The sequence below is a fragment of the Pseudomonas sp. RG1 genome (genome assembly GCF_025910115.1).
In the GTDB taxonomy this organism is placed as follows: Bacteria; Pseudomonadota; Gammaproteobacteria; order Pseudomonadales; family Pseudomonadaceae; genus Aquipseudomonas; species Aquipseudomonas atacamensis.
This window is the reverse complement of the sequence record NZ_JAPCIK010000055.1, coordinates 30,358-53,164: the sequence shown is the minus strand read 5'-3', so window position 1 is coordinate 53,164 and position 22,807 is coordinate 30,358. Positions and strand designations below refer to the sequence as shown.

Genomic DNA, 22,807 nt, shown 5'->3' with positions numbered 1-22,807 from the left:
CGCCATGTACGAATCGATGATGAAAGTGATCACCGGCTACGGTCTGATCAGCGGCTTTTTGATTGTCGGCCTGACCATGTGGGTGTCCTACTGGATGTCCAACACCTTCACCAAGGGCCGTCTGCACGGTTCGGCGATCGCCATTCTGCTCGGGCTGGTGCTGTCGTATATCGGCGGCGCACTCACCGGTGGGCAAAAAGGCGTGGTGGATATTCCCCTCTTGTCCGGCATCGGCCTGCTCGGCGGTGCGATGCTGCGGGATTTCGCGATTGTGGCGACGGCGTTTGGGGTGAGTGTCGATGAGCTCAAACGCGCCGGACTCGTCGGTGTGCTGGCGCTGTTTGTCGGCGTTGGCACCTCGTTCGTCGCCGGCGTCGGCGTGGCGATGGCGTTCGGCTACACCGATGCGGTGAGCCTGACCACCATTGGCGCCGGTGCGGTGACCTACATTGTCGGCCCGGTGACCGGCGCGGCGATCGGCGCCAGCTCCGAGGTGATGGCGCTGTCGATTGCGGCGGGGCTGATCAAGGCGATTCTGGTGATGGTGATGACACCGTTCGTGGCGCCGATGATCGGCCTGAACAATCCGCGCAGCGCGGTGATTTTTGGTGGTTTGATGGGCACCTCCAGCGGCGTTGCCGGCGGCCTGGCGGCCACCGACCCGAAGCTGGTGCCGTATGGTTGCCTGACGGCGGCGTTCTACACCGCGCTTGGGTGTCTGCTGGGGCCTTCGCTGCTGTTTCTGGCGATGCGCGGGTTGATGGGCTGACCGAGCTGACATTGATCGTTCCCACGCTCTGCGTGGGAATGCAGCCCGGGACGCTCCGCGTCCCAAAGCGGACGCAGAGCGTCCATTGAGACATTCCCACGCAGAGCGTGGGAACGATCATGAGCTGGCCTGGCGATTGGCATACATCCGACACTCCGCCAGCAACGCCAGCAGATTCGGATCACGCTCCTTGGCCTTGAGAAACACCACGCCAATGTGCTGCTGCAACCGGTACTTCTCCTGCAACGGGATGAGCTTCACCCGGTTCTCGTACACCGCCGCAATCCGCCCCGGCAACAAGGCGTACCCCACCCCTGAGCTGACCATGCTCAGCAGGGTGAAGATGTCATTGACCTGCATCGCCACCTTCGGCTCGAACCCCGCTTGCTTGAATACCCGCACACCGTCCTGATGGGTGGCGAAGCCCTGGGTCAGGGTGATGAAGGTTTCATCGCGGACTTCCGCCAGATCGACTTCACTGCGCTGAGCGAATTTTGAATCGGCCGGGGTGGCGAGGAAAATGTCGTCGGAGAACAGCGCAATCTGTTCGCAATCCGGATCGTTGATGCTGTCGTCCAGCGACACCAGAATCGCGTCGACTTCCATGTTTTTCAGCTTGTAGAGCAGGTCGATGTTCGAGCCGAGGATCAGGTCGATGTTGAGTTCGCTGCGGCGGATCTTCAGGCCCATGATCAGCTGCGGCACGGTCTTCACCGTCAGCGAATACAGCGAGCCGAGCTTGAAACGCTCGGCGGAGAACCCGGCGGCTTCGCGGGTCAGGCGTACGCTGTCGACGACGTCGTTGATCAGCTTCTGCGCACGTTCTTCCAGCACATAGGCGCTTTCCAGTGGCGTCAGATTGCGCCCTTCGTGTTTGAACAGCGGGCAGCGCAGGGCGTTTTCCAAAGAGTGAATGGCGCGGTGCACGCTGACGTTGCTGGTCTGCAGTTCGGCGGCGGCGCGGGCGAGGTTGCCGGTGCGCATGAAGGCGAGGAACACCTCGAGTTTTTTCAGGGTCAATTCTTCGTCGATCAGCATGGCGCGGACTCTTTTTGGTATCGGCCGATTGTGCCCAATTCCTGCGGGCCGCGCAGGCGAGGTTGAACAGAAACATTGCGCTTTTACGCTCAAGGCCCGAGCCTTGCGCGCTTGCGGTAGTGACTACGAGGTATGCGATACATGTATCACGGGGAAAAACTCAACGCCTGGACCCATCTGGTCGGAGCCATCGCCGCGTTTATCGGCGGCGTATGGATGCTGGTGATTGCCAGTCTCGACGGCAGCCCTTGGAAGATCGTCAGCGTGGCGATCTACGCCTTCACCTTGCTGGTGCTCTACAGCGCCTCGACCGTGTATCACAGCGTGCGCGGGCGCAAGAAAGCGATCATGAAGAAGGTCGATCATTTCTCGATCTACCTGTTGATCGCCGGCAGCTACACGCCGTTCTGCCTGGTGACGTTACGCGGGCCGTGGGGCTGGACGCTGTTCGGGATTGTCTGGGGGCTGGCGCTGATCGGCATCCTGCAAGAGATCAAACCGCGCTCCGAGGCACGGATTCTGTCGATCGTGATTTACGCGGTGATGGGCTGGATCGTGCTGGTCGCGGTCAAACCGCTGATCGCCGCGCTGGGCACGGCCGGGTTTGCCTGGCTGGCGTCGGGCGGGGTGTTGTATACGGTGGGGATTATCTTTTTTGCCCTCGATCACCGACTGCGGCATGCCCATGGCATCTGGCACCTGTTCGTGATTGCCGGGAGCTTGCTGCACTTTGTGGCGATTCTGTTTTACGTGCTGTAGCCCGGCTGACTGATCGTTCCCACGCTCTGCGTGGTAACGCCTCCTGTGATGCTCTGCGTCACGCTGTTTGGGACGCGGAGCGTCCCGGGCTGCATTCCCACGCAGAGCGGGGGAATGCAGCCCGGCAAAAAGGTTTAGAAATCACCCCAAAGTTGCTGGGCTACCGCCAGCGCCACCACCGGCGCAGTCTCGGTGCGCAGCACCCGTGGGCCGAGGCGGGCGGCGTGGAAGCCGTTGCCTTTGGCCTGCTCGACTTCGCCGTCCGTCAAGCCACCTTCCGGTCCGATCAGGAACGCCAGCGTCGCCGGTTTGGCATGGCTGACCAGCGGTTCTGCGACCGGATGCAGCACCAGTTTCAATTCGGCTTCAGTCTGCTTGAGCCAGTCCGCCAGCAACACCGGCGGATGAATCACCGGCACCCGTGAACGCCCGCACTGTTCGCAGGCACTGATCGCCACCTGGCGCCAGTGCAGCAAGCGCTTGTCGGCGCGTTCGTCCTTGAGCCGCACTTCGCAGCGTTCGCTGAAGATCGGGGTGATTTGCGTCACGCCCAGTTCAGTGGCTTTCTGAATCGCCCAGTCCATGCGCTCGCCCCGGGACAGGCCCTGGCCGAGGTGGATCTGCAGTGGCGATTCGATTTGCCCGGCGAATTGCTCGTCGATCTGCACGACCACGCGCTTCTTGCCGACATCCACCAAGGACCCGCGAAATTCATGGCCGGAACCGTCGAACAACTGCACCGCATCGCCTTCGACCATGCGCAACACGCGGCTGATGTAATGCGCCTGGGCTTCCGGCAGTTCGTGTTCGCCAGTGCTCAGCGGGGCGTCGATAAAGAAGCGGGACAGTCTCATTTCGGGTCTCTAAAAAATTGGCGCGTAGTCACTGTTGGCAGAGCTTTGGTGGCGAGGGGATTTAGCGAACCGTCGCACCGCCCCGTTCGGCTGCGCAGCAGTCGTGAAATCAGCACACGCAATAATCCTGACTCACCGCGATTGCAGATTTCAGGGCGGCTTCGCCACCCAACGGGGATAAATCCCCTCGCCACAGGGTCCTTCTCAAACCTTTGGTATCGATCAGCCCGGGTCGCGGAATCCCGGATGGAAGTCTTTCGGCACCGCCACGCTGACGCTGTCACGCGTAGCAATATCAATACCTTCACTGGCCACTTCGGCCAGGAAGTCGATCTGCTCCGGGGTGATCACATACGGCGGCAGGAAATACACCACGCTGCCCAGCGGGCGCAACAACGCACCGCGCTCCAGCGCATGCTGGAAAACTTTCAAGCCACGACGCTCCTGCCAAGGGTAGGCCTCTTTGGTGGCTTTATCCTTGACCATCTCGATGGCCAGGACCATGCCGGTCTGGCGCACTTCCGACACGTTAGGGTGATCGACCAGATGCGCGGTCGCCGAGGCCATGCGCTGAGCCAGCGCCTTGTTGTTCTCGATGACATTGTCCTGCTCAAAGATATCCAGGGTCGCCAATGCCGCAGCGCAGGCCAGCGGGTTGCCGGTGTAGCTGTGCGAATGCAGGAAGGCGCGCAGGGTCGGGTAGTCGTCGTAGAAGGCGCTGTAGACCTCGTCGGTGGTCAGGCACGCGGCCAGCGGCAGGTAGCCGCCGGTCAGGGCCTTGGACAGGCAGAGGAAGTCCGGGCGGATGCCGGCCTGTTCGCAGGCGAACATCGTCCCGGTGCGGCCGAAGCCGACGGCGATTTCGTCGTGGATCAGGTGCACGCCATAGCGGTCGCAGGCCTCGCGCAACAGCTTGAGGTAGACCGGGTGATACATGCGCATGCCGCCGGCGCCCTGAATCAGCGGCTCGACGATCACTGCCGCGACGCTGGCATGATTTTCCGCCAGGGTCTGTTCCATGGCGGCGAACATGTTGCGCGAATGTTCTTCCCAGCTCATGCCTTGCGGGCGCAGATAGCAATCCGGGCTCGGCACTTTGATGGTGTCCATCAACAGGGCTTTGTAGGTCTCGGTGAACAGCGGCACATCGCCGACCGCCATCGCTGCCATGGTTTCGCCGTGGTAGCTGTTGGTCAGGGTGACGAAGCGCTTCTTGTTCGGTTGGCCGCGATTGAGCCAGTAGTGAAAGCTCATTTTCAGCGCGACTTCGATGCACGACGAGCCGTTATCGGCGTAGAACACCCGGTTCAAGCCTTGCGGGGTCATTTTCACCAGACGCTCGGACAGCTCGATCACCGGCTGATGGCTGAAACCGGCAAGAATCACGTGTTCGAGTTGATCGACCTGATCCTTGATGCGCTGGTTGATGCGCGGGTTGGCGTGGCCGAACACGTTGACCCACCAGGAACTGACCGCGTCGAGGTAGCGCTTGCCTTCGAAGTCTTCGAGCCAGACGCCTTCGCCGCGCTTGATCGGGATCAGCGGCAGCTGTTCGTGGTCTTTCATCTGGGTGCAGGGATGCCACAACACCGCAAGATCGCGTTGCATCCACTGGTTATTCAGGCCCATTTACAGTCTCCTCGAGGCGGCTCGCGTCAGGCGCGGGCGAACAATCGCGCAAGCCTATGCAATGCATCGCGCGGGAACAACCCATTGTGTCGATTGAGCTACTTTGTCTGAGCCGATAGACGTCGCTGGCGGCGTTTTGATGGCTAACGTATTCTTCGCGGTTCTTTGAGTCGTCTGACTCGCAAAACTGCTTTTTCCCACATGTTTTTCCGGAGTTCGCTGAATGTCTGTCGGTTGGCTGCGCGCCTGTGCGCTGGTGATGTTGGGGCTGTTCAGCGTTACGGCGCTGGCCAAGGATAAAACCGCAATCGTGATCGGCGGTGGCCTGTCGGGTCTGACCGCCGCTTACGAACTGCAGAACAAAGGCTGGCAGGTCACCCTGCTGGAAGCCAAGCCGAGCCTGGGCGGCCGCTCGGGCATGGCCACCAGCGAATGGATCGGCAACGACAAGACTCAGCCGGTGCTGAACAAATACGTGTCGACCTTCAAGCTCGGCACCACGCCGGCGCCGGAATTCGTCCGTACCCCAGGCTATCTGATCGACGGCGATTATTTCTCCGCCGCTGATCTGGCCACCAAGCAGCCAGCCACCGCCGATGCGCTCAAGCGCTACCAGAAAACCCTCGACGATCTGGCGCGCTCGATCGACGACCCGCAGAACCCGGCGGCGACCGCTACCCTGCATGCACTGGACCAGATCACCGTATCGAGCTGGCTCGACAAGCAGAACCTGCCGGCCACCGCGCGTCAGTTGATCAACCAGGACATTCGCACCCACTACGACGAACCTTCGCGTCTGTCGCTGCTGTATTTCGCTCAGCAGAACCGCGTCTATCGCGGCGTTTCCGACCGCGACCTGCGCGCCTCGCGTCTGGTCGGTGGCAGCCAGGTACTGGCCCAGGCCTTCGTCAAACAGATCAAGACCATCAAGACCAGCTCGCCGGTCTCGGCCATCATCCAGGACAAGGACGGCGTGACCGTCAAAGTCGGCAGCGTCGGCTATCAGGCTGACTACGTGGTGCTGGCGGTGCCGTTGCGCGCACTGAACAAGATCTCGCTGACCCCGGCGCTGGATGCCCAGCATCTGGCGGCGATCAAGGGCACCAACTACGGCTGGCGCGACCAGATCATGCTGAAGTTCAAGACGCCCGTGTGGGAAAGCAAATCGCGCATGTCCGGCGAGATCTACAGCAACGCAGGTTTAGGCATGCTCTGGATCGAGCCGGCGCTGAAGGGCGGCGCCAATGTGGTGATCAACCTGTCCGGCGATAACGCCCGTGTGATGCAGGCGTTCGGCGACAAGCAGATGGTCGATCAGGTGCTGATCCGTCTGCACGCGTTTTATCCACAGGCCCGTGGCTCGTTCACCGGTTATGAAATCCGTCGCTACAGCACCGACCCGTCGATGGGCGGCGCCTACTTGGCTTACGGCCCGGGGCAGATCAGCAAGTTCTGGCGCCTGTGGGAACGTCCGCTGCAACGCGTAGCGTTCGCCGGCGAACACACCGACACCTTGTACCCGGGCACTCTGGAAGGCGCACTGCGCACCGGCCAGCGCGCGGCCAGCCAGGTTGAAGATCTGGCGGCAGGCAAGTCGTTCGAACCGGCCAAAGTGGTTCCGGCTGCAGCTGCGGCAGGCGCGGCGGGTGCGGTAGCGGCGAAGAAGGGCAACTTCTTCAGCAACCTGTTCGGCGGTTCGGATGACGAGAAGAAGCCAGAGCCTGTGAAAGCGCCAGAGCCAGCACCTGCTCCGGCCGCTCCAGCGCCTGCACCGACCCCTGCGCCAGCGCCAGCGCCGGTGGAAGCACCGAAACCAGCGGCCCCGGTGAAAGCCGAGCCGGCGAAAAAAGCAGCGGCCAAGCCAGCGGCGAAGAAGCCTGCGGCCAAAACCGAAACGAAAAAGCCGGCGGCCAAACCGGCAGCGAAAAAGGCTGAGCCGGCGAAGAAACCAGCGGCCAAGCCTACTGCAACGACCGAGACCAAGGCGCAGTAAGGCTTTGTTCACATGAAAACGCGGCCCTCGGGTCGCGTTTTTTTTGCCCTGCGTTTCAGTCCTTCGTCATCCGGTTACGGGACTTACCGGCGTACCGGAGCCTTCCCACAAGATGCTCGGAATGAGGTGATAGCGGCTGCCAGCGCGCCAATTTTATGCTGGAAAAAATTGGAGGCATGCTATGAAAACGCTTATCGCGATACTGGTTTTGATTGCACTTTCCGGATGTAGCAACGGGCAATTTTTCCCCGGCGGCTATGGTTCTGAACTGGCGCACAAGTGCCACATAGACCCCTACAGTGCCGAATGCCTGCAACCGCCGGCAGTACTTCATAACTGATCGGCCATGAATGGCTGGTCAGTTAAAACTCCCACTTGAAGAACTCTGTCCCGTTCGGCAGTTTCCTCAGCCACTTTTGCTTGGGTTTGCGCAGGCGCCCGATATCAAAACCGTTCATTTGTTCAAGCGCCCTATCCTGAGATCGCCTTTAATCCTTCCTTAACACCTCGCTCGCAGACTCTTGATCGTATTTCTCGATATTTCAAAGCAAAATTTTCCGCTTTAATTCGATAGATAACTCGCTAGTCTTGGTTCGCAGTTCTCACAGGATTTGGGCAATGCAGCTACGTAACTCTTCTTCGCGCTATGGTTGGGTCAGCATCTTCATGCACTGGGGCGTGGCGTTGGCGGTCTTCGGGCTGTTTGCGTTGGGTCTGTGGATGGTCGGGCTGGATTACTACAGCACCTGGCGCAAAGACGCGCCGGATCTGCACAAGAGCATCGGTCTGGTGCTGCTCGGTGTGATGGTGTTGCGGGTGGTGTGGCGTTTCATCAGCCCGCCGCCGCCAACTCTGCAAAGCTACAGCCGCATGACCCGTATCGGCGCCAAATTCGGCCACGGGTTTCTGTATCTGGCGCTGTTCGCTGTGATGATTGCCGGTTACCTGATTTCCACCGCAGACGGTGTCGGGATCCCGGTGTTTGGCCTGTTTGAAGTTCCTGCACTGCTCTCCGGACTACCGGATCAGGCAGATACCGCTGGGGTGATTCATCTCTGGCTGGCGTGGGCACTGGTAATTTTTTCCGGTCTCCATGCGTTGGCAGCATTGAAGCACCACTTTATCGATCGTGATGCGACCCTCACTCGAATGCTCGGTCGCAAAGCCTGAAATTCAACCTCGACTCAAAGGAAAAGAAAGCATGTTGAAAAAGACTCTGGCCGCTCTGGCAATCGGTTCTGCACTGCTCTCGGCTGGTCAGGCCATGGCTGCGGACTACAAAATCGACAAGGAAGGCCAGCACGCCTTCGTTGACTGGAAAATCAGCCACCTGGGTTACAGCTTCATCCACGGTACCTTCAAAGATTTCGACGGTACTTTCTCTTGGGATTCGGCCAAGCCTGAAGCCAGCAAGATCTCTGTGGATGTGAAAACTGCCAGCCTGTGGTCGAACCATGCTGAACGTGACAAGCACATCGCCAGCAAAGATTTCCTCGACGTGAGCAAGTTTGCTGATGCCAAGTTCGTCTCCACCGCCGTTAAATCGACCGGTGAAAAGACTGCTGACGTGACCGGCGACCTGACCTTGCACGGCGTGACCAAGCCTGTGACCTTCAAGGCCACATTCAACGGCGAAGGCAAGGATCCATGGGGCGGCGAGCGCGCTGGCTTCAACGCCAAGACCACTCTCAATCTGAACGAGTTCGGGATCAAGGGCCCAGGCCCAACCTCGCAAACGGCAGATCTGGATATCTCGCTGGAAGGTGTGAAAGTCAAATAACTTTCGCTCGCCACAATAAAACGCCCCTGGTCGAAAGGCCCGGGGCGTTTTTTTATTGCCTGCGACACATTCCCTGTGGGAGCGAGCCTGCTCGCGAAAGCGGTCAGTCCGGCAACATCATTGCTGACTGACCCGCCGCCTTCGCGAGCAGGCTCGCTCCCACAGGGGTATTGCGGTGTGGCAGAGATAATCGAGGTAAAAAATGCCCCGGCTCTTTCGAGTCGGGGCATTTTTCATGACGGTATGAAACTCAGCGATTGCGGGTCAGCAGTGCTGGTTTCTCGCCACGTGGGCGGCTTGGCAGTTGATCGAGCTGCTCAGGCGTCGGGAAGCGGTCGGCTTTCGATTCCTTGTGCATGATCTTCGGACCGTTGCTGCGCGGGTTCTGCACGGCCGGTTCGCTGCGTGGCTGATCGTCACGGGCCGGACGGCGGTTGCGCGGCGCGGATTCGTCACGACGACCCTGACCGTCACGCGGTGCGCCATTGCGCGGGCCGCTGCGTTTGGCCGGTGGCGTGCCGGTGCTCGAACCGTTGCTGTTGCGCGGACCGTTCTGGCGTCCCTGAGGCTGACCACCGCGTGGTGCGCCTGCGCCTTGCGCCGGTGCGCCCGGACGACGGCCACGGCCGCCGGCAGGAGCGGCCTTCGGCACGTAGTCAACGCGGTTACCGAAGTTATCGATATCGTCGTCGAGGAATTCGTCCGGGGCACGGTCAGCCGCTGCACGCGGGGGCTGGCTCGGGCGCTGTTCGCGGCTCGGCGTGCCTTCGCGCGGTTTCTGCTGACGGGCAGGGCGCTCGCCACGTTCACCGGCCGGCTTTTCCTTGCCCTTGTCTTTGCCTTTGTCCTTGCGACCGCCGCCACCGCCGCCGCCATTCGGGCCGTCGCCACGTGGGCCACGGGAATTGCGCGGGTTGCGGATGTCCGGACGCTCGCGGGCTTCCGGCTTCTCGGCTTCGATGGTGCTGGAGTCGAAGCCCATCAGATCGCCGTCGGCAATCTTCTGTTTGGTCATGCGCTCGATGCTTTTCAGCAGCTTCTCTTCGTCCGGTGCGACCAGGGAGATCGCCTCGCCGGAACGACCGGCGCGGCCGGTACGGCCGATACGGTGCACATAGTCTTCATCGACGTTCGGCAGCTCGAAGTTGACCACATGCGGCAACTGATCGATGTCCAGACCACGGGCAGCGATGTCGGTCGCTACCAGAATACGCACTTCGCCGGCCTTGAAGTCGGCCAGGGCCTTGGTGCGGGCGTTCTGGCTCTTGTTACCGTGGATCGCCACCGCCGGCAGGCCGTGTTTGTCCAGGTATTCAGCGAGACGGTTGGCGCCGTGCTTGGTGCGGGTGAACACCAGTACCTGTTCCCACGCGCCGGCGGTGATCAGGTGTGCCAGCAGCGCACGTTTGTGGCTGGCGGGCAGGCGGAACACGCGTTGTTCGATGCGCTCGACCGTGGTGTTCGGCGGCGTCACTTCGATGCGTTCCGGATTGTGCAGCAGTTTGCCGGCGAGGTCGGTGATGTCTTTGGAGAAAGTCGCCGAGAACAGCAGGTTCTGACGCTTGGCCGGCAGACGTGCGAGGACTTTCTTCACGTCGTGGACAAAACCCATGTCGAGCATGCGGTCGGCTTCGTCGAGAACGAGAATTTCCACGTGGGACAGATCGACGCTGCCCTGGCCGGCGAGGTCGAGCAAGCGACCCGGGCAGGCGACGAGAACGTCGACGCCACGGGACATGGCCTGGACCTGCGGGTTCATGCCGACGCCGCCGAAGATGCAGGCGCTGACGAATTTCAGGTCACGGGCGTAGATCTTGAAGCTCTCGTGCACCTGGGCCGCGAGTTCGCGGGTCGGGGTCAGGACCAGCACGCGCGGTTGGCGCGGGCCGTGACGCTGGGATTTGTCCGGGTGACCGTTGGGGAACAACCGCTCCAGAATCGGGAGGGCGAAACCGCCGGTTTTACCGGTACCTGTCTGAGCCGCCACCATCAGGTCGCGACCTTGCAACACGGCGGGAATGGCCCGCTGTTGCACCGGAGTAGGCTCGGTATAGCCCGCATCTTCGATGGCACGGACTAAAGCCTCGGAGAGACCGAGGGAAGCAAAGGACATGAGTAATCCTGTTTTAGTTAGGGCTTGGCCCAATGGGAGTCTTGCCTGGCGCGAATCACGTTTAAGAGGACGCAATCCCGTCCGGTCCAGCGGCGGTTCCGAAGGCACGTCAGGAGCGCTCGCGCGGGCTGGAAGCTGCGCTGTAGCGGGTCGAGAGGCCTGTTACGGTTCCGGGCGTCCGGGCGTGAGCCTGGCGGGAACGCCGGAGTATAACAGAGCAATCACTGCGCGCTGCTTTCCTGCTGCTCAACGGTTTTGCCGCCGGCCGTGGCCGAACGCAGTGACGCGCTATCAACGGGCGCAGCACCGTAACGCGCGCTGAGCTCGGCGTAGGCCGGTTCGCGCTTGAAACGCTTGAGCTCGGCGCCGAAACGCTTCACCAGCAAATCCATACCGGCATTGCGCCGAACCGCAAGAAACTGGCTCTGACGGCTGATAACCGTCGGGTTTTCCGTGATCAGATCGCGAATATTCAGCTCATCGAGCAAATGCTGACCGACGCGGCGATCGGTAATCAGCAGGTCAATCCGCCCGCGCACCAGTTTGCCGAAATTGGCTTCATGGGTCGGTGCCGGCTCACGAACAAACAGTTCCGACTGGCTGAAGTCAGGGCTGTACAGATAACCCGGCGAGGTGCCGATGGTCAGGCCTTTGAGTTGTTCGAGGGTGTTGAATGGATGCGGCCGGTCGTTGGCGTAGAACATCACGAATTCGACATCGGACAGCGGTTCGCTGGGATAGAGCAGGGTGGCGTCGCGTTCGGCGCTGTGAAAGATGTCCAGCGCACCGTCGGCCTGGCCGGTCTCGAGCATCGACAGGCAGCGCTTCCACGGCAGGAACTGCCATTCCACTTCAATGCCCAGACGCTGGAACACGATGGCAGTGGTTTCGTAGTCAAGACCAAGGTTTTTGCCACCCTGTTCGTAGACGTACGGCGCCCACGGCTCGGTGACAATACGCAACTTCTCCCCCCGAGCGGCGACGCTCAGGCAAGTCAAAAGAATAACGCTCAGCAGTTGGGCAATAAGGGGCATGGCCTGAGGTTAGTACGCGAAACGCCTGATGAGAAGCTCTGGCATGCATGTTTCGCGCAGACCCCGGGCGCAATGGCCGTGATGGCCTTATTTGCTTGCGGTTTTCAGCAGGTGTTGGTGGACCTTCGCGTGACGCGAACCAAGGATCCGCTTGACCAGGCCGCGACTGAACCAGTCCCTGAGCAAGTGCCTGCAAACCGGCTTGCCAATGCGTTGCTGCTGGTTTTCCAGCGCCTTGTCCCACCAGACCGCTGCACACGCCTGATCGAACTCGTTGGGATGTTCATAGCAGCCGTAAAGGATTTCGCGAATGAACTGACGCAGATGCGCCGGCAGCAGCAGCGTGACGAGCTTGTAGAACATCCGCTGCAGGCGCGGTGGTCGAGGCAGTTGCGGTGATACACGTCGGGTGTCGTCCAGTGCAGCCTCGCCGGTCGGGTTGTCGCCATGTTTGGCGACCCAGGCCTGAACCTTGGCCCTGAACAGGTGCTTGCGGCTCCAGTAATGGTGAATCAGATCCGGGCACTTGTTGACGTCGAGCGTGCGGTAGGCGGCCACTGACAGGCAGAACTCTTCGAGGGTGTAGGCGCCCTGTGCCGACGGGAACAGCTCATCAATCAAAGCGATGGAGCGGTCCAGCACGTGAGCGTCCTGCCGGTGCAAGCCGATGACGCCGGAGTTGAGCAGGCGCATGTGATCGTCAGTCAGGCCTTTGTCCAGCAGTGTGGCCGACAGCGTGCGGTAGAGCAGGCTCATCTTGTTGTCGCCATAGCGGGCGTAGTAGTCATTGCACAGCAGGGTGCCGGGCTGCACCCGCTCGAACAGTTTCAGCGGCGAGCAGTGGAAAAACGTATCGGTGTCGATCAACAGCGCCGTTTCATGCTCTTCAAGTACCGAGCGCAACGCGACATGTTTGATGCGGAAATGATAACCGTGGGGCTCGCTCCATTTCTGGCGCGTTTCGGCGTCCAGCGGGCGAATGCGTACGGGGAGATGCTCGTAGGGTTGCGGATTGTCGCTGAAGACCTGGATATCGATCGCGGCATCCGGTGTCTCGCGCAACCACGCCAGAGCACTGGCGATGCTGAAAACAGCTTCCTGATGGTAGGTCTCGGCACCGAAAACCAGATAGACCAGTTGAGGGCGGGTTTTTGTTTGCGCGCAGATCATCGACGACAATATTCCATTTGTGCTTTTCAGTGAAAAGGCCCGGTGAGGGCCTTTTTTATCGCATGGAAAACCTTCAGCGCGGCAGCTTCAGGTTGTTCCAGATGGCTAGGCTAGGTTCGGCCTGGTTCATCGAGTAGAAGTGCAGCCCCGGCGCGCCGCCCTGCAGCAGGCGTTCGCACATCTCGCTGACGACTTGTTCGCCAAAGCTTTGAATGCTTCGCGTGTCATCGCCGTAGGCTTCCAGTTGCTTGCGGATCCAGCGCGGAATTTCCGCACCGCAGGCATCGGAGAAGCGCGCGAGTTTGCTGTAGTTGGTGATCGGCATGATCCCCGGCACGATCGGCAGATCCACGCCCAGCGCCTGCAAACGGTCGACGAAGTAGAAGTAGCTGTCGGCATTGAAGAAGTACTGGGTGATCGCGCTGTCGGCACCGGCCTTTGCCTTGCGCACGAAGTTGGCGAGATCGTCTTCGTAGTTGCGCGCTTGCGGATGCATCTCCGGGTAAGCGGCGACTTCGATGTGGAAATGATCGGCGGTTTCTTCACGAATGAATTCCACCAGTTCATTGGCGTGACGCAGCTCACCGCTGGTCATGCCCATGCCGGACGGCAGGTCGCCACGCAGGGCAACGATGCGCTTGATGCCGGCAGTCTTGTATTCGTTCAGCAGGCCGCGCAGGTCGTCCTTGCTGTCACCGACGCACGACAGGTGCGGAGCGGCGGGTACTTTGACTTCGCTTTCCAGCTGCAACACGGTGTTGAGCGTGCGATCACGGGTCGAACCGCCAGCGCCGTAGGTGCAGGAAAAGAAATCAGGGTTGTAAGTGGCTAACTGACGGGCAGTGGCAAGCAGCTTTTCTTGCCCGGCATCGGTCTTGGTCGGGAAAAACTCGAAGCTGTAGCGACGGTCTTGGGACATGGTCATACCCTTGGAAACAAGTACCTTCGAGGCGCTGCAATCCCGTGTGGGAGCGAGCCTGCTCGCGAAAGCGCTGGGTCAGACAACACGGATGTTGAATGATAAGCCGCCTTCGCGAGCAAGCTCGCTCCCACAGGGAGAGCGAGCATTCAGCGCCTGTTAGTAGCGATAGGCGTGCGGCTTGAACGGGCCTTCGACGGTGACGCCGATGTAGTCAGCCTGTTGCTTGGTCAGTTGGGTGACCACGCCGCCGAAGCCGCGAACCATTTCCAGGGCCACTTCTTCGTCGAGTTTCTTCGGCAGTACTTCAACGGTCAGACGCTCGGCTTTCTGCGCTGGCGACAGGTCGGCGTACTTCTGGCCGAACAGGAAGATCTGTGCCAGAACCTGGTTGGCGAACGAACCGTCCATGATGCGGCTCGGGTGACCGGTGGCGTTGCCCAGGTTCACCAGACGGCCTTCGGCCAGCAGGATCAGGTAGTCGTCGTTCTGTGGATCGAAGCTGCCAGCGCCGGTGCGGTGAACCTTGTGCACCTGTGGCTTCACTTCTTCCCATGCCCAGTTCTTGCGCATGAAAGCGGTGTCGATTTCGTTGTCGAAGTGACCGATGTTGCAGACCACGGCGCGCTTCTTCAGGGCTTTGAGCATGTTCGCGTCGCAAACATTGACGTTACCGGTGGTGGTCACGATCAGGTCGATCTTGCCCAGCAGCGCTTTGTCGATGCTCGCTTCGGAACCGTCGTTGATACCGTCGATGAACGGCGACACCAGTTCGAAGCCGTCCATGCAAGCTTGCATGGCGCAGATCGGGTCGACTTCGGAGACTTTAACGATCATGCCTTCCTGACGCAGGGACTGAGCCGAGCCCTTGCCCACGTCACCGTAACCGATGACCAGCGCTTGCTTGCCGGACAGCAGGTGGTCGGTGCCGCGCTTGATCGCATCGTTCAGGCTGTGACGGCAGCCGTATTTGTTGTCGTTCTTGGACTTGGTCACCGAGTCGTTGACGTTGATCGCCGGGATCTTCAGCTCGCCCTTGGCCAGCATGTCCAGCAGGCGATGCACGCCAGTGGTGGTTTCTTCGGTTACGCCGTGAACGCGATCGAGCACTTGCGGGTATTTCTTGTGCAGCAGCTCGGTCAGGTCGCCGCCGTCGTCGAGGATCATGTTGGCGTCCCAAGGCTGGCCATCCTTGAGGATGGTCTGCTCCAGGCACCACTCGTACTCTTCTTCAGTCTCGCCTTTCCAGGCGAACACCGGGATACCGGCGGCAGCGATAGCGGCAGCGGCCTGATCCTGAGTAGAGAAAATGTTGCAGGACGACCAGCGTACTTCGGCACCCAGGGCAACCAGGGTTTCGATCAGCACGGCGGTCTGAATGGTCATGTGGATGCAGCCGAGGATTTTCGCGCCCTTGAGCGGCTGCTCGGCAGCGTATTTGCGGCGCAGACCCATCAGGGCAGGCATTTCCGATTCGGCGATGATGGTTTCGCGACGGCCCCAGGCAGCCAGGGACATGTCGGCAACTTTGTAATCGGTAAAATCGGCAGGCGTGTTGACAGCGCTCATGAAGAGCCTCCATTCGTAATGTATGCGAATGGGCGCCGTTGTGCGTTTAGTGTCCGGCGTGAGCCGGTCAACGCCCCATCCGAGCCTGACAGGTCGAACCTGCTGCAGCGCCCCTCGGACAGGTGGCGGGAAAACGGTAGCCAGTGAACGTTACCGTTTTTTGAAACGGGGGCGATTATAGCCGCCCGGGCTGATCTTCCAAAGGGTTTCTGTCGGCCAGATGAAGATCGCCAATGGCGACCATAGTCGCAGCTGCCTGGAGCCTGACTGAGCAGTCTGCCAAGATGGGCGCATCTTTCGGCAAGCGCTCAGGAGTGAACATGAATTTCCACACCCGCAAATGGGTTAAACCCGAAGACCTCAACCCCAACGGCACCCTGTTCGGCGGCAGCCTGCTGCGCTGGATCGATGAAGAAGCGGCGATCTACGCCATCGTGCAACTGGGCAACCAGCGTGTGGTGACCAAGTACATCTCGGAAATCAACTTCGTCAGCGCCTCGCGCCAGGGCGACATCATCGAACTGGGCATCACCGCCACCGAATTCGGCCGCACCTCGATCACCCTGACCTGCGAAGTGCGCAACAAGATCACCCGCAAGAGCATCCTGACCGTCGAGAAGATGGTGTTCGTCAACCTCGGCGAAGACGGCCTGCCGGCGCCGCACGGGCGGACCGAGATCAAATATGTGAAAGACCAGTTCAAGGATGACGAAGCTGTTCAATAAGATCGGCGGCGCATTCTTCGCGAGCAGGCTCGCTCCCACAGGTACAGCGTGATCCTTGTGGGAGCGAGCCTGCTCGCGAAAGCGGTTGCCAATTCAGCGGAGATTCGCCTGGCCACTGAACAGCCATGAAGCGCAACGGTCGTAGCTACATCCCCCCCCACCGGTTGCCACGCCATGACCACCCCCACCAGCGACAAGACCCCCGACCTCTCGGCCAAGGAGCAGCACGAAGTCGAGAAGAGCCAGCCGCCGCGCGCGGCCGTTCTGCATGAAATCATCCGCACCCAGGGCGATCAGGAACTGGAGCGCAGCATTGCCGCGCTGTGGTGGTCGGCGCTGGCGGCAGGGTTGACCATGGGCCTGTCGCTGATGGGCATGGGATTGCTCAATTCGCGCCTGCCCGATGGCGACGAATTCAAGGTGATCGCCAGTTTCGGCTACTGCGCCGGTTTCCTCGCGGTCATCCTCGCGCGCCAGCAACTGTTCACCGAAAACACCCTGACCGCCGTGCTGCCGGTGATGACCAGGCCGACGCTGAAGAATTTCCTGCGCCTGATCCGTCTGTGGACAGTGGTATTGGTCGGCAACCTCTGCGGGACGATTCTGGTGGCGTACGTGATGCTGGAACTGCCGATTTTCGACAGCAAAACCGACGTCGCCTTCCTCGAAATCGGCCGCAAGGTCATGGAGCACAGCGCCAGTCAGATGTTCGCCAAGGGCATCGTCTCCGGCTGGATGATCGCCACCATGGTCTGGATGATCCCGTCCATGGAGAGCGCGAAGATGTGGATCATCATCCTCATCACCTACTTCATGGCGCTGGGCGACTTCACCCATATCGTCGTCGGATCGGCGGAAGTGTCGTATCTGGTGTTTGCCGGCGAGTTGCCGTGGAGTGATTTCTGGGCGGTGTTCGCCGGGCCGACGCTGGCGGGGAACATCATTGGCGGCAGCTTTATCTTCGCGCTGATCAGCCATGCGCAAATTCGCAGTGAAAGCGGTGCGCCGAAGGAATCTGCGGATCAGGCTGTCAAGCCCGACCCGCAGTCGATCAAGAAATGATCAGTGGTGGGCTGGCTCAGGCACGACGGCCGGCTCATTGCGCGTTGCGTGCTTGACCAGTTTGCCGATGGTCAGGCCCTGCAGCAGGATCGATGACAGCACAACGATGTAGGTGATGCTCAGCAGCAGGTCGCGTTCCGGGCCCAGCGGCAGGGCCAGCGCCAGGGCCACCGAAACACCACCGCGCAAACCGCCCCAGGTCAGGATGCGGATGGTGCCGGCCGGCACTGAGCGCCAGCGGCGCAGCAAAAGGATCGCTGGCGCCACGGTGAGCAGGCGCGACAGCAGGATCGCCACCGCCAGCAGGCCTGCGGCGGCCATGTGCAGCCAGTTGAACGGCAGCAGCAACAGTTCCATGCCGATCAGCGCAAACAGCAGCGCGTTGAGCATGTCATCGAGCAATTCCCAGAAGCCGTCCAGATAACGCCGGGTCATGTCGTTCATTGCCAGATTGCGCCCCAGGTTGCCGATGATCAGACCGGCCACCACCATCGCGATCGGTGCCGAGACGTGCAACTCGGTGGACATCGCCGAACCGCCGATCACCAGGGCCAGGGTCAGCATCACGGTGATCTGATGCTGCTCGACGCTTTTGATCATCCGATAGACCAGATAACCGATCAGCCCGCCGAACAACACACCGCCAATGGCCTCATGGACGAAGAGCATGGCCGTGGCGCTGACGGTCGGGGTTTCGCCCAGTTGCGCGATGCCCAGCAGCACGGTGAAGACCACCACCGCCGTGCCGTCGTTGAACAGTGATTCGCCGACGATGGTGGTTTTCAGTGGCTTCGAAGCGTTGGCGGTACGCAACACGCCGAGTACCGCAATCGGGTCGGTCGGTGAGATCAGCGCGCCGAACAACAGGCAGTAGAGGAAACTCACGTGCCAGCCGAACAGGGCAAAAATGTAGAAGGCCAGGCTGCCGATCACCACGGTGGCGATCAACACGCCGAAGGTGGCCAGCAGGCCGATCGGCCAGCGGTAGCTGCGCAAATCATTGAGGTTGACGTGCAGGGCGCCGGCGAACAGCAGGAACGAGAGCATCCAGTTCATCAGCAGATCGCCGAAATCGATCTGGCCGATCAGTTGCTGCACGCGGTCTTCGAGGCCGGGAAAGCCGAGGACGCTGAGGCCTTGCAGGAGCAGTGAGAACAGCAGGGCGGTAACCATCACGCCGATGGTCGGCGGCAGGCCGATAAAGCGGAAATTGACGAAGGTCAGGAGGGTGGTGAGGCAGATGAAAGCGGCGACGAGTTCAAGCATCCGGGGTCCTTTGGATGGAGAGTGAATGGAGCGCGACCGGAGGTTGGACGCAGGGGTTTGATGGGCAAACAGCGACATGGGACACACCACAGTTCATTGTGGCGAGGGGATTTATCCCCGCTCGGCGGCGAAGCCGTCGCAATCGGGCTTATCGATAATTCCTGACAAAACCCGATCGAAGGTTTTGGGGCTGCTGCGCAGCCCAACGGGGATAAATAGAGGTCTCAGCCAGACACATTGACCGCACTCGCCCGCCGACGTTGCAGGTAAATGAACAACAGCGCCGTCAGCACCGTCAGCACGCCGACCAGCGCCCCGGTCCACGGCAGGTCCGCCAGATCCGCGCCGCTGGCAACCACCAGTCCGCCGATCCAGGCGCCTGCGGCATTGCCAAGGTTGAACGCGCTCTGGTTCAGCGTCGAACCCAGATTCGGCGCTTCATGCGCCTGATCGATGATCAGCAGCTGCAGAATCGGGCACAGCGCAAAGGCGAAAATCCCCCACAGCATCAGGGTAATCGCCGCCGGAATCACCGCACGGCTGGTCTGGCTGAACGCCGCGAGAATCACCACGACCGCCAGCGCTACACCGACCAGTGACGGCAGTAAGCGGCTATCGGCCAGGCGCCCGCCGAGCATGCTGCCCGCTGTCAGGCCGACGCCGAACAACAGCAGCATCACCGTCACGCCGTGGGGGCTGACGCCAGTGATGTCTTGCAGGATCGGTGCGATATACGTGAACACGCTGAACAGGCTGGTCGAGGCCAGCACGCTCATGCCCAGCGCCAGCAGCACGTTGGCCTTGCCCAGCACTTTGAATTCGCTGGCGAGGTTGGCCTTGTCCATCGCGATGTGTTTTGGCAGCCACAACCACTGCGCCAGCGCCGCAACAATGCCGATCACCGACACCGCCCAGAAGGTCGAGCGCCAGCCGGCGTATTGGCCCAGCGCGGTGCCCAAGGGTACGCCGAGCACGTTGGCCAAGGTCAGGCCGGTGAACATCATGGCAATGGCTTGCGCGCGTTTGTTCGGCGCAACCAGGCCGGCGGCGACCACCGAGCCGATGCCGAAAAACGCCCCGTGACACAGCGCCGTGACCACCCGCGCCGCCATCAGCGTCGCGTAGTTCGGCGCGAGCGCGCAGAGCACGTTGCCGAGAATGAACATCAGCGTCATGCCCAGCAATGTTGCTTTGCGCGGCATATTGGCGGTGCCGATCGCCAGGATCGGTGCGCCGAACACCACGCCCAGGGCGTAACCGGTGATCAGCAGCCCGGCGTGAGGAATGCTTACCGCCAGATCGCGGGCGACGTCGGGCAGCAGGCCCATGATGACGAATTCGGTGGTGCCGATGCCGAATGCGGCAACGGCGAGTGCAAGTAAAGCGAGGGGCATGCGCAAGGTCTCTGTCGGTAGTCTTGACGCTTTGATCAGGCATACGCGTGCCAGCGACCGTTTTCGAAGAAAGCGGAGCAGGCAGCTTTTATTGGAATTTTTTGGTGTGCAGCTGAGTACGGCGTGGTGGGTTGCAGTATAAACAGCTGCTGACACATGACGAATCAATAATCTGACTAATCGACGGCGCGCTTGAAGTGCCGTGTTATATCCAGCTGAAAGAACCTTTCGGCCGGGCGCGGCTCTTAGCCTGTGGGCAGGTGCTGATCGGCATGCTGGTGATGAATTTCTGATCGCTCGCCAATTTCTCCAATCGAAAAAAAGGACGACGTTATGACAGTGGCTCTGTGGTGTGTGTTGATCGCGATTTTCCTGCCGTACGTGTGCACGATCGTGGCCAAGGCCACCGGCGGTTTCCGCCTCAAGGACAATTACGATCCACGGGACTTTCTCGACAGCGTCGATGGCGTCGCCCGTCGCGCCCACGCCGCGCAACTGAACAGCTTTGAAGTAACGCCTGCGTTTGCCGCTGCGGTGATCGTTGCCCACCTGGTCGGCACTGCGCAGCTGGTGACGGTCAATGTGCTGGCCGTGCTGTTTATCACCAGTCGCCTGCTGTACATCATTTGCTACCTGGCTGACTGGGCTGCACTGCGTTCGGTGGTGTGGTTTATCGGGATGGGGCTGATTGCTTCGTTCTTCTTTGTGTCGATCTGATTATCGGCTATTGCTGCCGGCCTCTTCGCGAGCAGGCTCGCTCCCACATGGAAATGCATTCCAGATGTGGGAGCGAGCGTGCTCGCGAAAGCGATAGATCAGACTACGAAGAACCTAAGACTTTTGCTTCGGTGTATCCGCCACCTGTGGCACTTGCGGCAACTCTTGTCCTTTAGGCCAGAGCATCCAGATCTGCCCCTGCTGCTTCATGTCCCCGGCCAGTTGCCCGGCCGCATCACCAGTGCCCCAGAACAGATCCGCGCGCACCTCGCCGGCAATCGCGCCGCCGGTATCCTGCGCCGCGACCGGGCGCACCAGTGGGGCGCCATCCGGCTTGGTGGTCGACAGCCATAACAGACTGCCCAACGGAATCACCTTGCGATCCACTGCCGCGCTGTAGCCGGCGGTCAGCGGTACGTTCAGCGAGCCGCGTGGGCCTTCGTTGCTGTCCGGGTTGCGGGTGAAGAACACGTAGCTCGGGTTGCTGGCCAGCAGTTCCGGAATGCGCGTGGGGTTGGCCTTGGCCCAGTTGCTGATCGCACTCATGGTCACGTCTTCTTTTTTCAGTTCGCCTTGCTCGACCAGCCAGCGACCGATTGGTCGGTACGGGTGGCCGTTCTGATCGGCGTAGGCGATGCGCAACTGTTTGCCGTCCTCGGTCTGGATCCGGCCTGAGCCCTGGATCTGCAGAAATTGCAGATTCATCGGGTCAGTCAGATAGGCGACCACTGGCGCTTTCACGCCTTTGGATTCAATGGTCGCCGCGTCGTCGTAAGGCTTGAGCACGCGACCTTCGAGGCGACCGCGCAGGCGCTTGCCCTTCAATTCCGGGTAAATGCTGTCGAGCGAGACGATGATCATGTCTTCCGGCACGCCATACACCGGCACGTTTGCTGCCGCGGTCGGCGTCAGGCTGCCGGGGTACACCGGTTCGTAGTAGCCAGTGATCAGACCATTGGGGTTGTCGTTCTCGGCGCGCAGGCCGTAGACATCGAGATTCTGCTTGAGAAATGCACGAATCTCGGCGGCGCTTTGCGGCACATTCACCGCCGCAGCGCAGGTCGGGCCCCACACCGCGTCGGCTTTGAGTCGTGTGCAGGCGCTGCGCCACGAGCCGAAACCGGCGACCAGATCGCTGTCGGAGACCGCAGGCAAGGCTTCCCATGTCGCGCTGGAATAGGTAGCCAGCGCATGGGTTTTTGGTTTGGCGCTGTCGCCGCCTGTGCAACCGGCGAGAATGGCGAGCAGTGGAAGGGTGACGATAAGCGGGTGACGCCAGGCCGTGAAGCGGCTGTTCATGGAGTGATTCCTGTGCCGGTTGGCCGAGTGCTCCATGCGCTCGACCAACCCGTATTTTTAATAGGGCTATTGGTGTTTGGCGGTGAGCCGAGGATACTGGCCGCCGATTTCCGCGACCTGAAGCCACCATGACTCTGAAACCCATTGCTGTTGTATTGCTGGCCTGCCTGACCTTGTCCGCCTGTGGCGGTGTCGACCCGAATTCGCCGCTGGGTCAACGCAAGGCCATCTTCAAGCAGATGCTCAAGACCAGCGAAGACCTCGGCGGCATGTTGCGCGGGCGCATTGCCTTCGACGGGCCGAAATTTGCCGAGGGCGCAGTCAGACTTGATGCGTTGGCCCATGAGCCGTGGAAGCATTTTCCGCAGGTGCGCGAGGAAGATCACACCAGCGCCAAAGATGATGTCTGGCAGAAACAGGCGCGTTTTCAGGAACTGGCCCGCGCCCTCGAGATAGCCACCGGTGAATTGGTGGTCGCCAGTCAGGTTCAGCCGTACAAGGCCAGCAATCTTGGGCCGGCAGTGCAGAAAGTTGAAGATGCCTGCAGTGCTTGCCATAAAGAGTTTCGCGATCATTGATTCCTGAAGCTGCTGAGTGCCTTGTGGCGAGTGACTACCTTGTGGCGAGGGGATTTATCCCCGATGGGCTGCGAAGCAGCCCCAAAACCATACAACCGGTTTTTTTCAGTCGGACCCGACTAGCCAAATTTGCGACGGC

Annotated in this window: 20 protein-coding genes and 1 riboswitch; of the genes, 9 read left to right on the top strand and 11 right to left on the bottom strand. The window is 60.7% G+C overall.

Going from position 1 to position 22,807, the window contains the following annotated elements; translation table 11 throughout:
• Positions 1–4 precede the first annotated feature (4 nt).
• Complete coding sequence (madM, locus tag OK411_RS26195) at positions 5–769, top strand: malonate transporter subunit MadM (RefSeq protein WP_024014642.1); 765 nt, start codon at positions 5–7, stop codon at positions 767–769.
• 117 nt (positions 770–886) lie between these two features.
• On the opposite strand, the gene OK411_RS26190 is transcribed toward madM, so the two are convergent.
• Positions 887–1,807 carry a LysR substrate-binding domain-containing protein gene (locus tag OK411_RS26190; protein WP_024014641.1) on the bottom strand — a complete coding sequence of 307 codons (921 nt, stop codon included), beginning with the start codon at positions 1,805–1,807 and terminating at the stop codon, positions 887–889.
• Positions 1,808–1,948: 141 nt separating this feature from the next.
• On the opposite strand from OK411_RS26190, the gene trhA reads away from it, so the two are divergent.
• Positions 1,949–2,566, top strand: a complete 618-nt coding sequence (gene trhA, locus OK411_RS26185) for a PAQR family membrane homeostasis protein TrhA (protein WP_039757573.1) — start codon at positions 1,949–1,951, stop codon at positions 2,564–2,566.
• 134 nt (positions 2,567–2,700) lie between these two features.
• Here trhA and OK411_RS26180 read toward each other — a convergent pair whose 3' ends face one another.
• On the bottom strand, positions 2,701–3,420 hold the full coding sequence (locus OK411_RS26180) for a 16S rRNA (uracil(1498)-N(3))-methyltransferase (protein ID WP_095181344.1): 720 nt from the start codon (positions 3,418–3,420) through the stop codon (positions 2,701–2,703).
• A 222-nt stretch (positions 3,421–3,642) separates the two neighbouring features.
• Entirely contained in the window at positions 3,643–5,049 is a 1,407-nt protein-coding gene (locus OK411_RS26175; protein ID WP_217878952.1) for an adenosylmethionine--8-amino-7-oxononanoate transaminase, read from the bottom strand.
• A 223-nt stretch (positions 5,050–5,272) separates the two neighbouring features.
• Here OK411_RS26175 and OK411_RS26170 point away from each other — a divergent pair, with 223 nt between their 5' ends.
• The 3 genes from OK411_RS26170 (at position 5,273) to OK411_RS26160 (ending at position 8,822) form a co-directional block, all read left to right on the top strand.
• Positions 5,273–7,042 (top strand): flavin monoamine oxidase family protein, encoded by a 1,770-nt coding sequence (locus tag OK411_RS26170; RefSeq protein ID WP_264365889.1) that lies wholly within the window; start codon positions 5,273–5,275, stop codon positions 7,040–7,042.
• A 618-nt stretch (positions 7,043–7,660) separates the two neighbouring features.
• The gene (locus OK411_RS26165) at positions 7,661–8,212 is read left to right on the top strand and encodes a cytochrome b (RefSeq protein ID WP_024014636.1); all 552 of its coding nucleotides are present in this window, start codon (positions 7,661–7,663) and stop codon (positions 8,210–8,212) included.
• Between the two features lie 31 nt (positions 8,213–8,243).
• Entirely contained in the window at positions 8,244–8,822 is a 579-nt protein-coding gene (locus tag OK411_RS26160) for a YceI family protein (RefSeq protein WP_024014635.1), read from the top strand.
• Positions 8,823–9,072: 250 nt separating this feature from the next.
• On the opposite strand, the gene OK411_RS26155 is transcribed toward OK411_RS26160, so the two are convergent.
• From OK411_RS26155 to ahcY, 5 genes are all read right to left on the bottom strand, one after another.
• On the bottom strand, positions 9,073–10,935 hold the full coding sequence (locus OK411_RS26155) for a DEAD/DEAH box helicase (RefSeq protein WP_016772767.1): 1,863 nt from the start codon (positions 10,933–10,935) through the stop codon (positions 9,073–9,075).
• 221 nt (positions 10,936–11,156) lie between these two features.
• Positions 11,157–11,969, bottom strand: coding sequence for a substrate-binding periplasmic protein (locus tag OK411_RS26150; RefSeq protein ID WP_264365888.1), 813 nt, complete (start codon positions 11,967–11,969; stop codon positions 11,157–11,159).
• An 87-nt stretch (positions 11,970–12,056) separates the two neighbouring features.
• The gene (locus OK411_RS26145; RefSeq protein WP_197891254.1) at positions 12,057–13,139 is read right to left on the bottom strand and encodes a hypothetical protein; all 1,083 of its coding nucleotides are present in this window, start codon (positions 13,137–13,139) and stop codon (positions 12,057–12,059) included.
• Positions 13,140–13,212: 73 nt separating this feature from the next.
• Positions 13,213–14,058: a methylenetetrahydrofolate reductase [NAD(P)H] gene (gene metF, locus OK411_RS26140; protein ID WP_130926816.1), complete on the bottom strand. Its 846-nt coding sequence runs from the start codon at positions 14,056–14,058 to the stop codon at positions 13,213–13,215.
• Between the two features lie 159 nt (positions 14,059–14,217).
• Entirely contained in the window at positions 14,218–15,627 is a 1,410-nt protein-coding gene (gene ahcY, locus OK411_RS26135) for an adenosylhomocysteinase (protein ID WP_016772771.1), read from the bottom strand.
• A 23-nt stretch (positions 15,628–15,650) separates the two neighbouring features.
• Positions 15,651–15,749, bottom strand: a riboswitch (S-adenosyl-L-homocysteine riboswitch).
• Positions 15,750–15,947: 198 nt separating this feature from the next.
• Between ahcY and OK411_RS26130 the strand changes: the two genes are divergently transcribed.
• Both OK411_RS26130 and OK411_RS26125 read left to right on the top strand, forming a co-directional pair.
• Positions 15,948–16,352 carry an acyl-CoA thioesterase gene (locus tag OK411_RS26130; protein ID WP_016772772.1) on the top strand — a complete coding sequence of 135 codons (405 nt, stop codon included), beginning with the start codon at positions 15,948–15,950 and terminating at the stop codon, positions 16,350–16,352.
• Between the two features lie 174 nt (positions 16,353–16,526).
• The gene (locus OK411_RS26125) at positions 16,527–17,414 is read left to right on the top strand and encodes a formate/nitrite transporter family protein (RefSeq protein WP_016772773.1); all 888 of its coding nucleotides are present in this window, start codon (positions 16,527–16,529) and stop codon (positions 17,412–17,414) included.
• On the opposite strand, the gene OK411_RS26120 is transcribed toward OK411_RS26125, so the two are convergent.
• Entirely contained in the window at positions 17,415–18,680 is a 1,266-nt protein-coding gene (locus tag OK411_RS26120; protein ID WP_073471058.1) for a cation:proton antiporter, read from the bottom strand. It lies immediately after the preceding gene.
• Between the two features lie 224 nt (positions 18,681–18,904).
• Positions 18,905–20,074: an MFS transporter gene (locus OK411_RS26115; protein WP_122698571.1), complete on the bottom strand. Its 1,170-nt coding sequence runs from the start codon at positions 20,072–20,074 to the stop codon at positions 18,905–18,907.
• Between the two features lie 333 nt (positions 20,075–20,407).
• On the opposite strand from OK411_RS26115, the gene OK411_RS26110 reads away from it, so the two are divergent.
• Positions 20,408–20,791, top strand: coding sequence for an MAPEG family protein (locus tag OK411_RS26110; RefSeq protein WP_039757593.1), 384 nt, complete (start codon positions 20,408–20,410; stop codon positions 20,789–20,791).
• 114 nt (positions 20,792–20,905) lie between these two features.
• Here the strand turns inward: OK411_RS26110 and OK411_RS26105 are convergent, their stop codons facing one another.
• Positions 20,906–22,090 carry a murein transglycosylase A gene (locus OK411_RS26105; RefSeq protein ID WP_264365887.1) on the bottom strand — a complete coding sequence of 395 codons (1,185 nt, stop codon included), beginning with the start codon at positions 22,088–22,090 and terminating at the stop codon, positions 20,906–20,908.
• A 128-nt stretch (positions 22,091–22,218) separates the two neighbouring features.
• Between OK411_RS26105 and OK411_RS26100 the strand changes: the two genes are divergently transcribed.
• Entirely contained in the window at positions 22,219–22,668 is a 450-nt protein-coding gene (locus tag OK411_RS26100) for a c-type cytochrome (protein ID WP_136493097.1), read from the top strand.
• The last annotated feature ends 139 nt before the right edge of the window (positions 22,669–22,807 follow it).

Bases quoted from the DNA above. Each gene is read 5' to 3' on its own strand.
- madM (WP_024014642.1), top strand. From the start codon at position 5: ATGTACGAATCGATGATGAAAGTGATCACCGGCTACGGTCTGATCAGC.
- OK411_RS26190 (WP_024014641.1), bottom strand. From the start codon at position 1,807: ATGCTGATCGACGAAGAATTGACCCTGAAAAAACTCGAGGTGTTCCTC.
- trhA (WP_039757573.1), top strand. From the start codon at position 1,949: ATGTATCACGGGGAAAAACTCAACGCCTGGACCCATCTGGTCGGAGCC.
- OK411_RS26180 (WP_095181344.1), bottom strand. From the start codon at position 3,420: ATGAGACTGTCCCGCTTCTTTATCGACGCCCCGCTGAGCACTGGCGAA.
- OK411_RS26175 (WP_217878952.1), bottom strand. From the start codon at position 5,049: ATGGGCCTGAATAACCAGTGGATGCAACGCGATCTTGCGGTGTTGTGG.
- OK411_RS26170 (WP_264365889.1), top strand. From the start codon at position 5,273: ATGTCTGTCGGTTGGCTGCGCGCCTGTGCGCTGGTGATGTTGGGGCTG.
- OK411_RS26165 (WP_024014636.1), top strand. From the start codon at position 7,661: ATGCAGCTACGTAACTCTTCTTCGCGCTATGGTTGGGTCAGCATCTTC.
- OK411_RS26160 (WP_024014635.1), top strand. From the start codon at position 8,244: ATGTTGAAAAAGACTCTGGCCGCTCTGGCAATCGGTTCTGCACTGCTC.
- OK411_RS26155 (WP_016772767.1), bottom strand. From the start codon at position 10,935: ATGTCCTTTGCTTCCCTCGGTCTCTCCGAGGCTTTAGTCCGTGCCATC.
- OK411_RS26150 (WP_264365888.1), bottom strand. From the start codon at position 11,969: ATGCCCCTTATTGCCCAACTGCTGAGCGTTATTCTTTTGACTTGCCTG.
- OK411_RS26145 (WP_197891254.1), bottom strand. From the start codon at position 13,139: ATGATCTGCGCGCAAACAAAAACCCGCCCTCAACTGGTCTATCTGGTT.
- metF (WP_130926816.1), bottom strand. From the start codon at position 14,058: ATGTCCCAAGACCGTCGCTACAGCTTCGAGTTTTTCCCGACCAAGACC.
- ahcY (WP_016772771.1), bottom strand. From the start codon at position 15,627: ATGAGCGCTGTCAACACGCCTGCCGATTTTACCGATTACAAAGTTGCC.
- OK411_RS26130 (WP_016772772.1), top strand. From the start codon at position 15,948: ATGAATTTCCACACCCGCAAATGGGTTAAACCCGAAGACCTCAACCCC.
- OK411_RS26125 (WP_016772773.1), top strand. From the start codon at position 16,527: ATGACCACCCCCACCAGCGACAAGACCCCCGACCTCTCGGCCAAGGAG.
- OK411_RS26120 (WP_073471058.1), bottom strand. From the start codon at position 18,680: ATGCTTGAACTCGTCGCCGCTTTCATCTGCCTCACCACCCTCCTGACC.
- OK411_RS26115 (WP_122698571.1), bottom strand. From the start codon at position 20,074: ATGCCCCTCGCTTTACTTGCACTCGCCGTTGCCGCATTCGGCATCGGC.
- OK411_RS26110 (WP_039757593.1), top strand. From the start codon at position 20,408: ATGACAGTGGCTCTGTGGTGTGTGTTGATCGCGATTTTCCTGCCGTAC.
- OK411_RS26105 (WP_264365887.1), bottom strand. From the start codon at position 22,090: ATGAACAGCCGCTTCACGGCCTGGCGTCACCCGCTTATCGTCACCCTT.
- OK411_RS26100 (WP_136493097.1), top strand. From the start codon at position 22,219: ATGACTCTGAAACCCATTGCTGTTGTATTGCTGGCCTGCCTGACCTTG.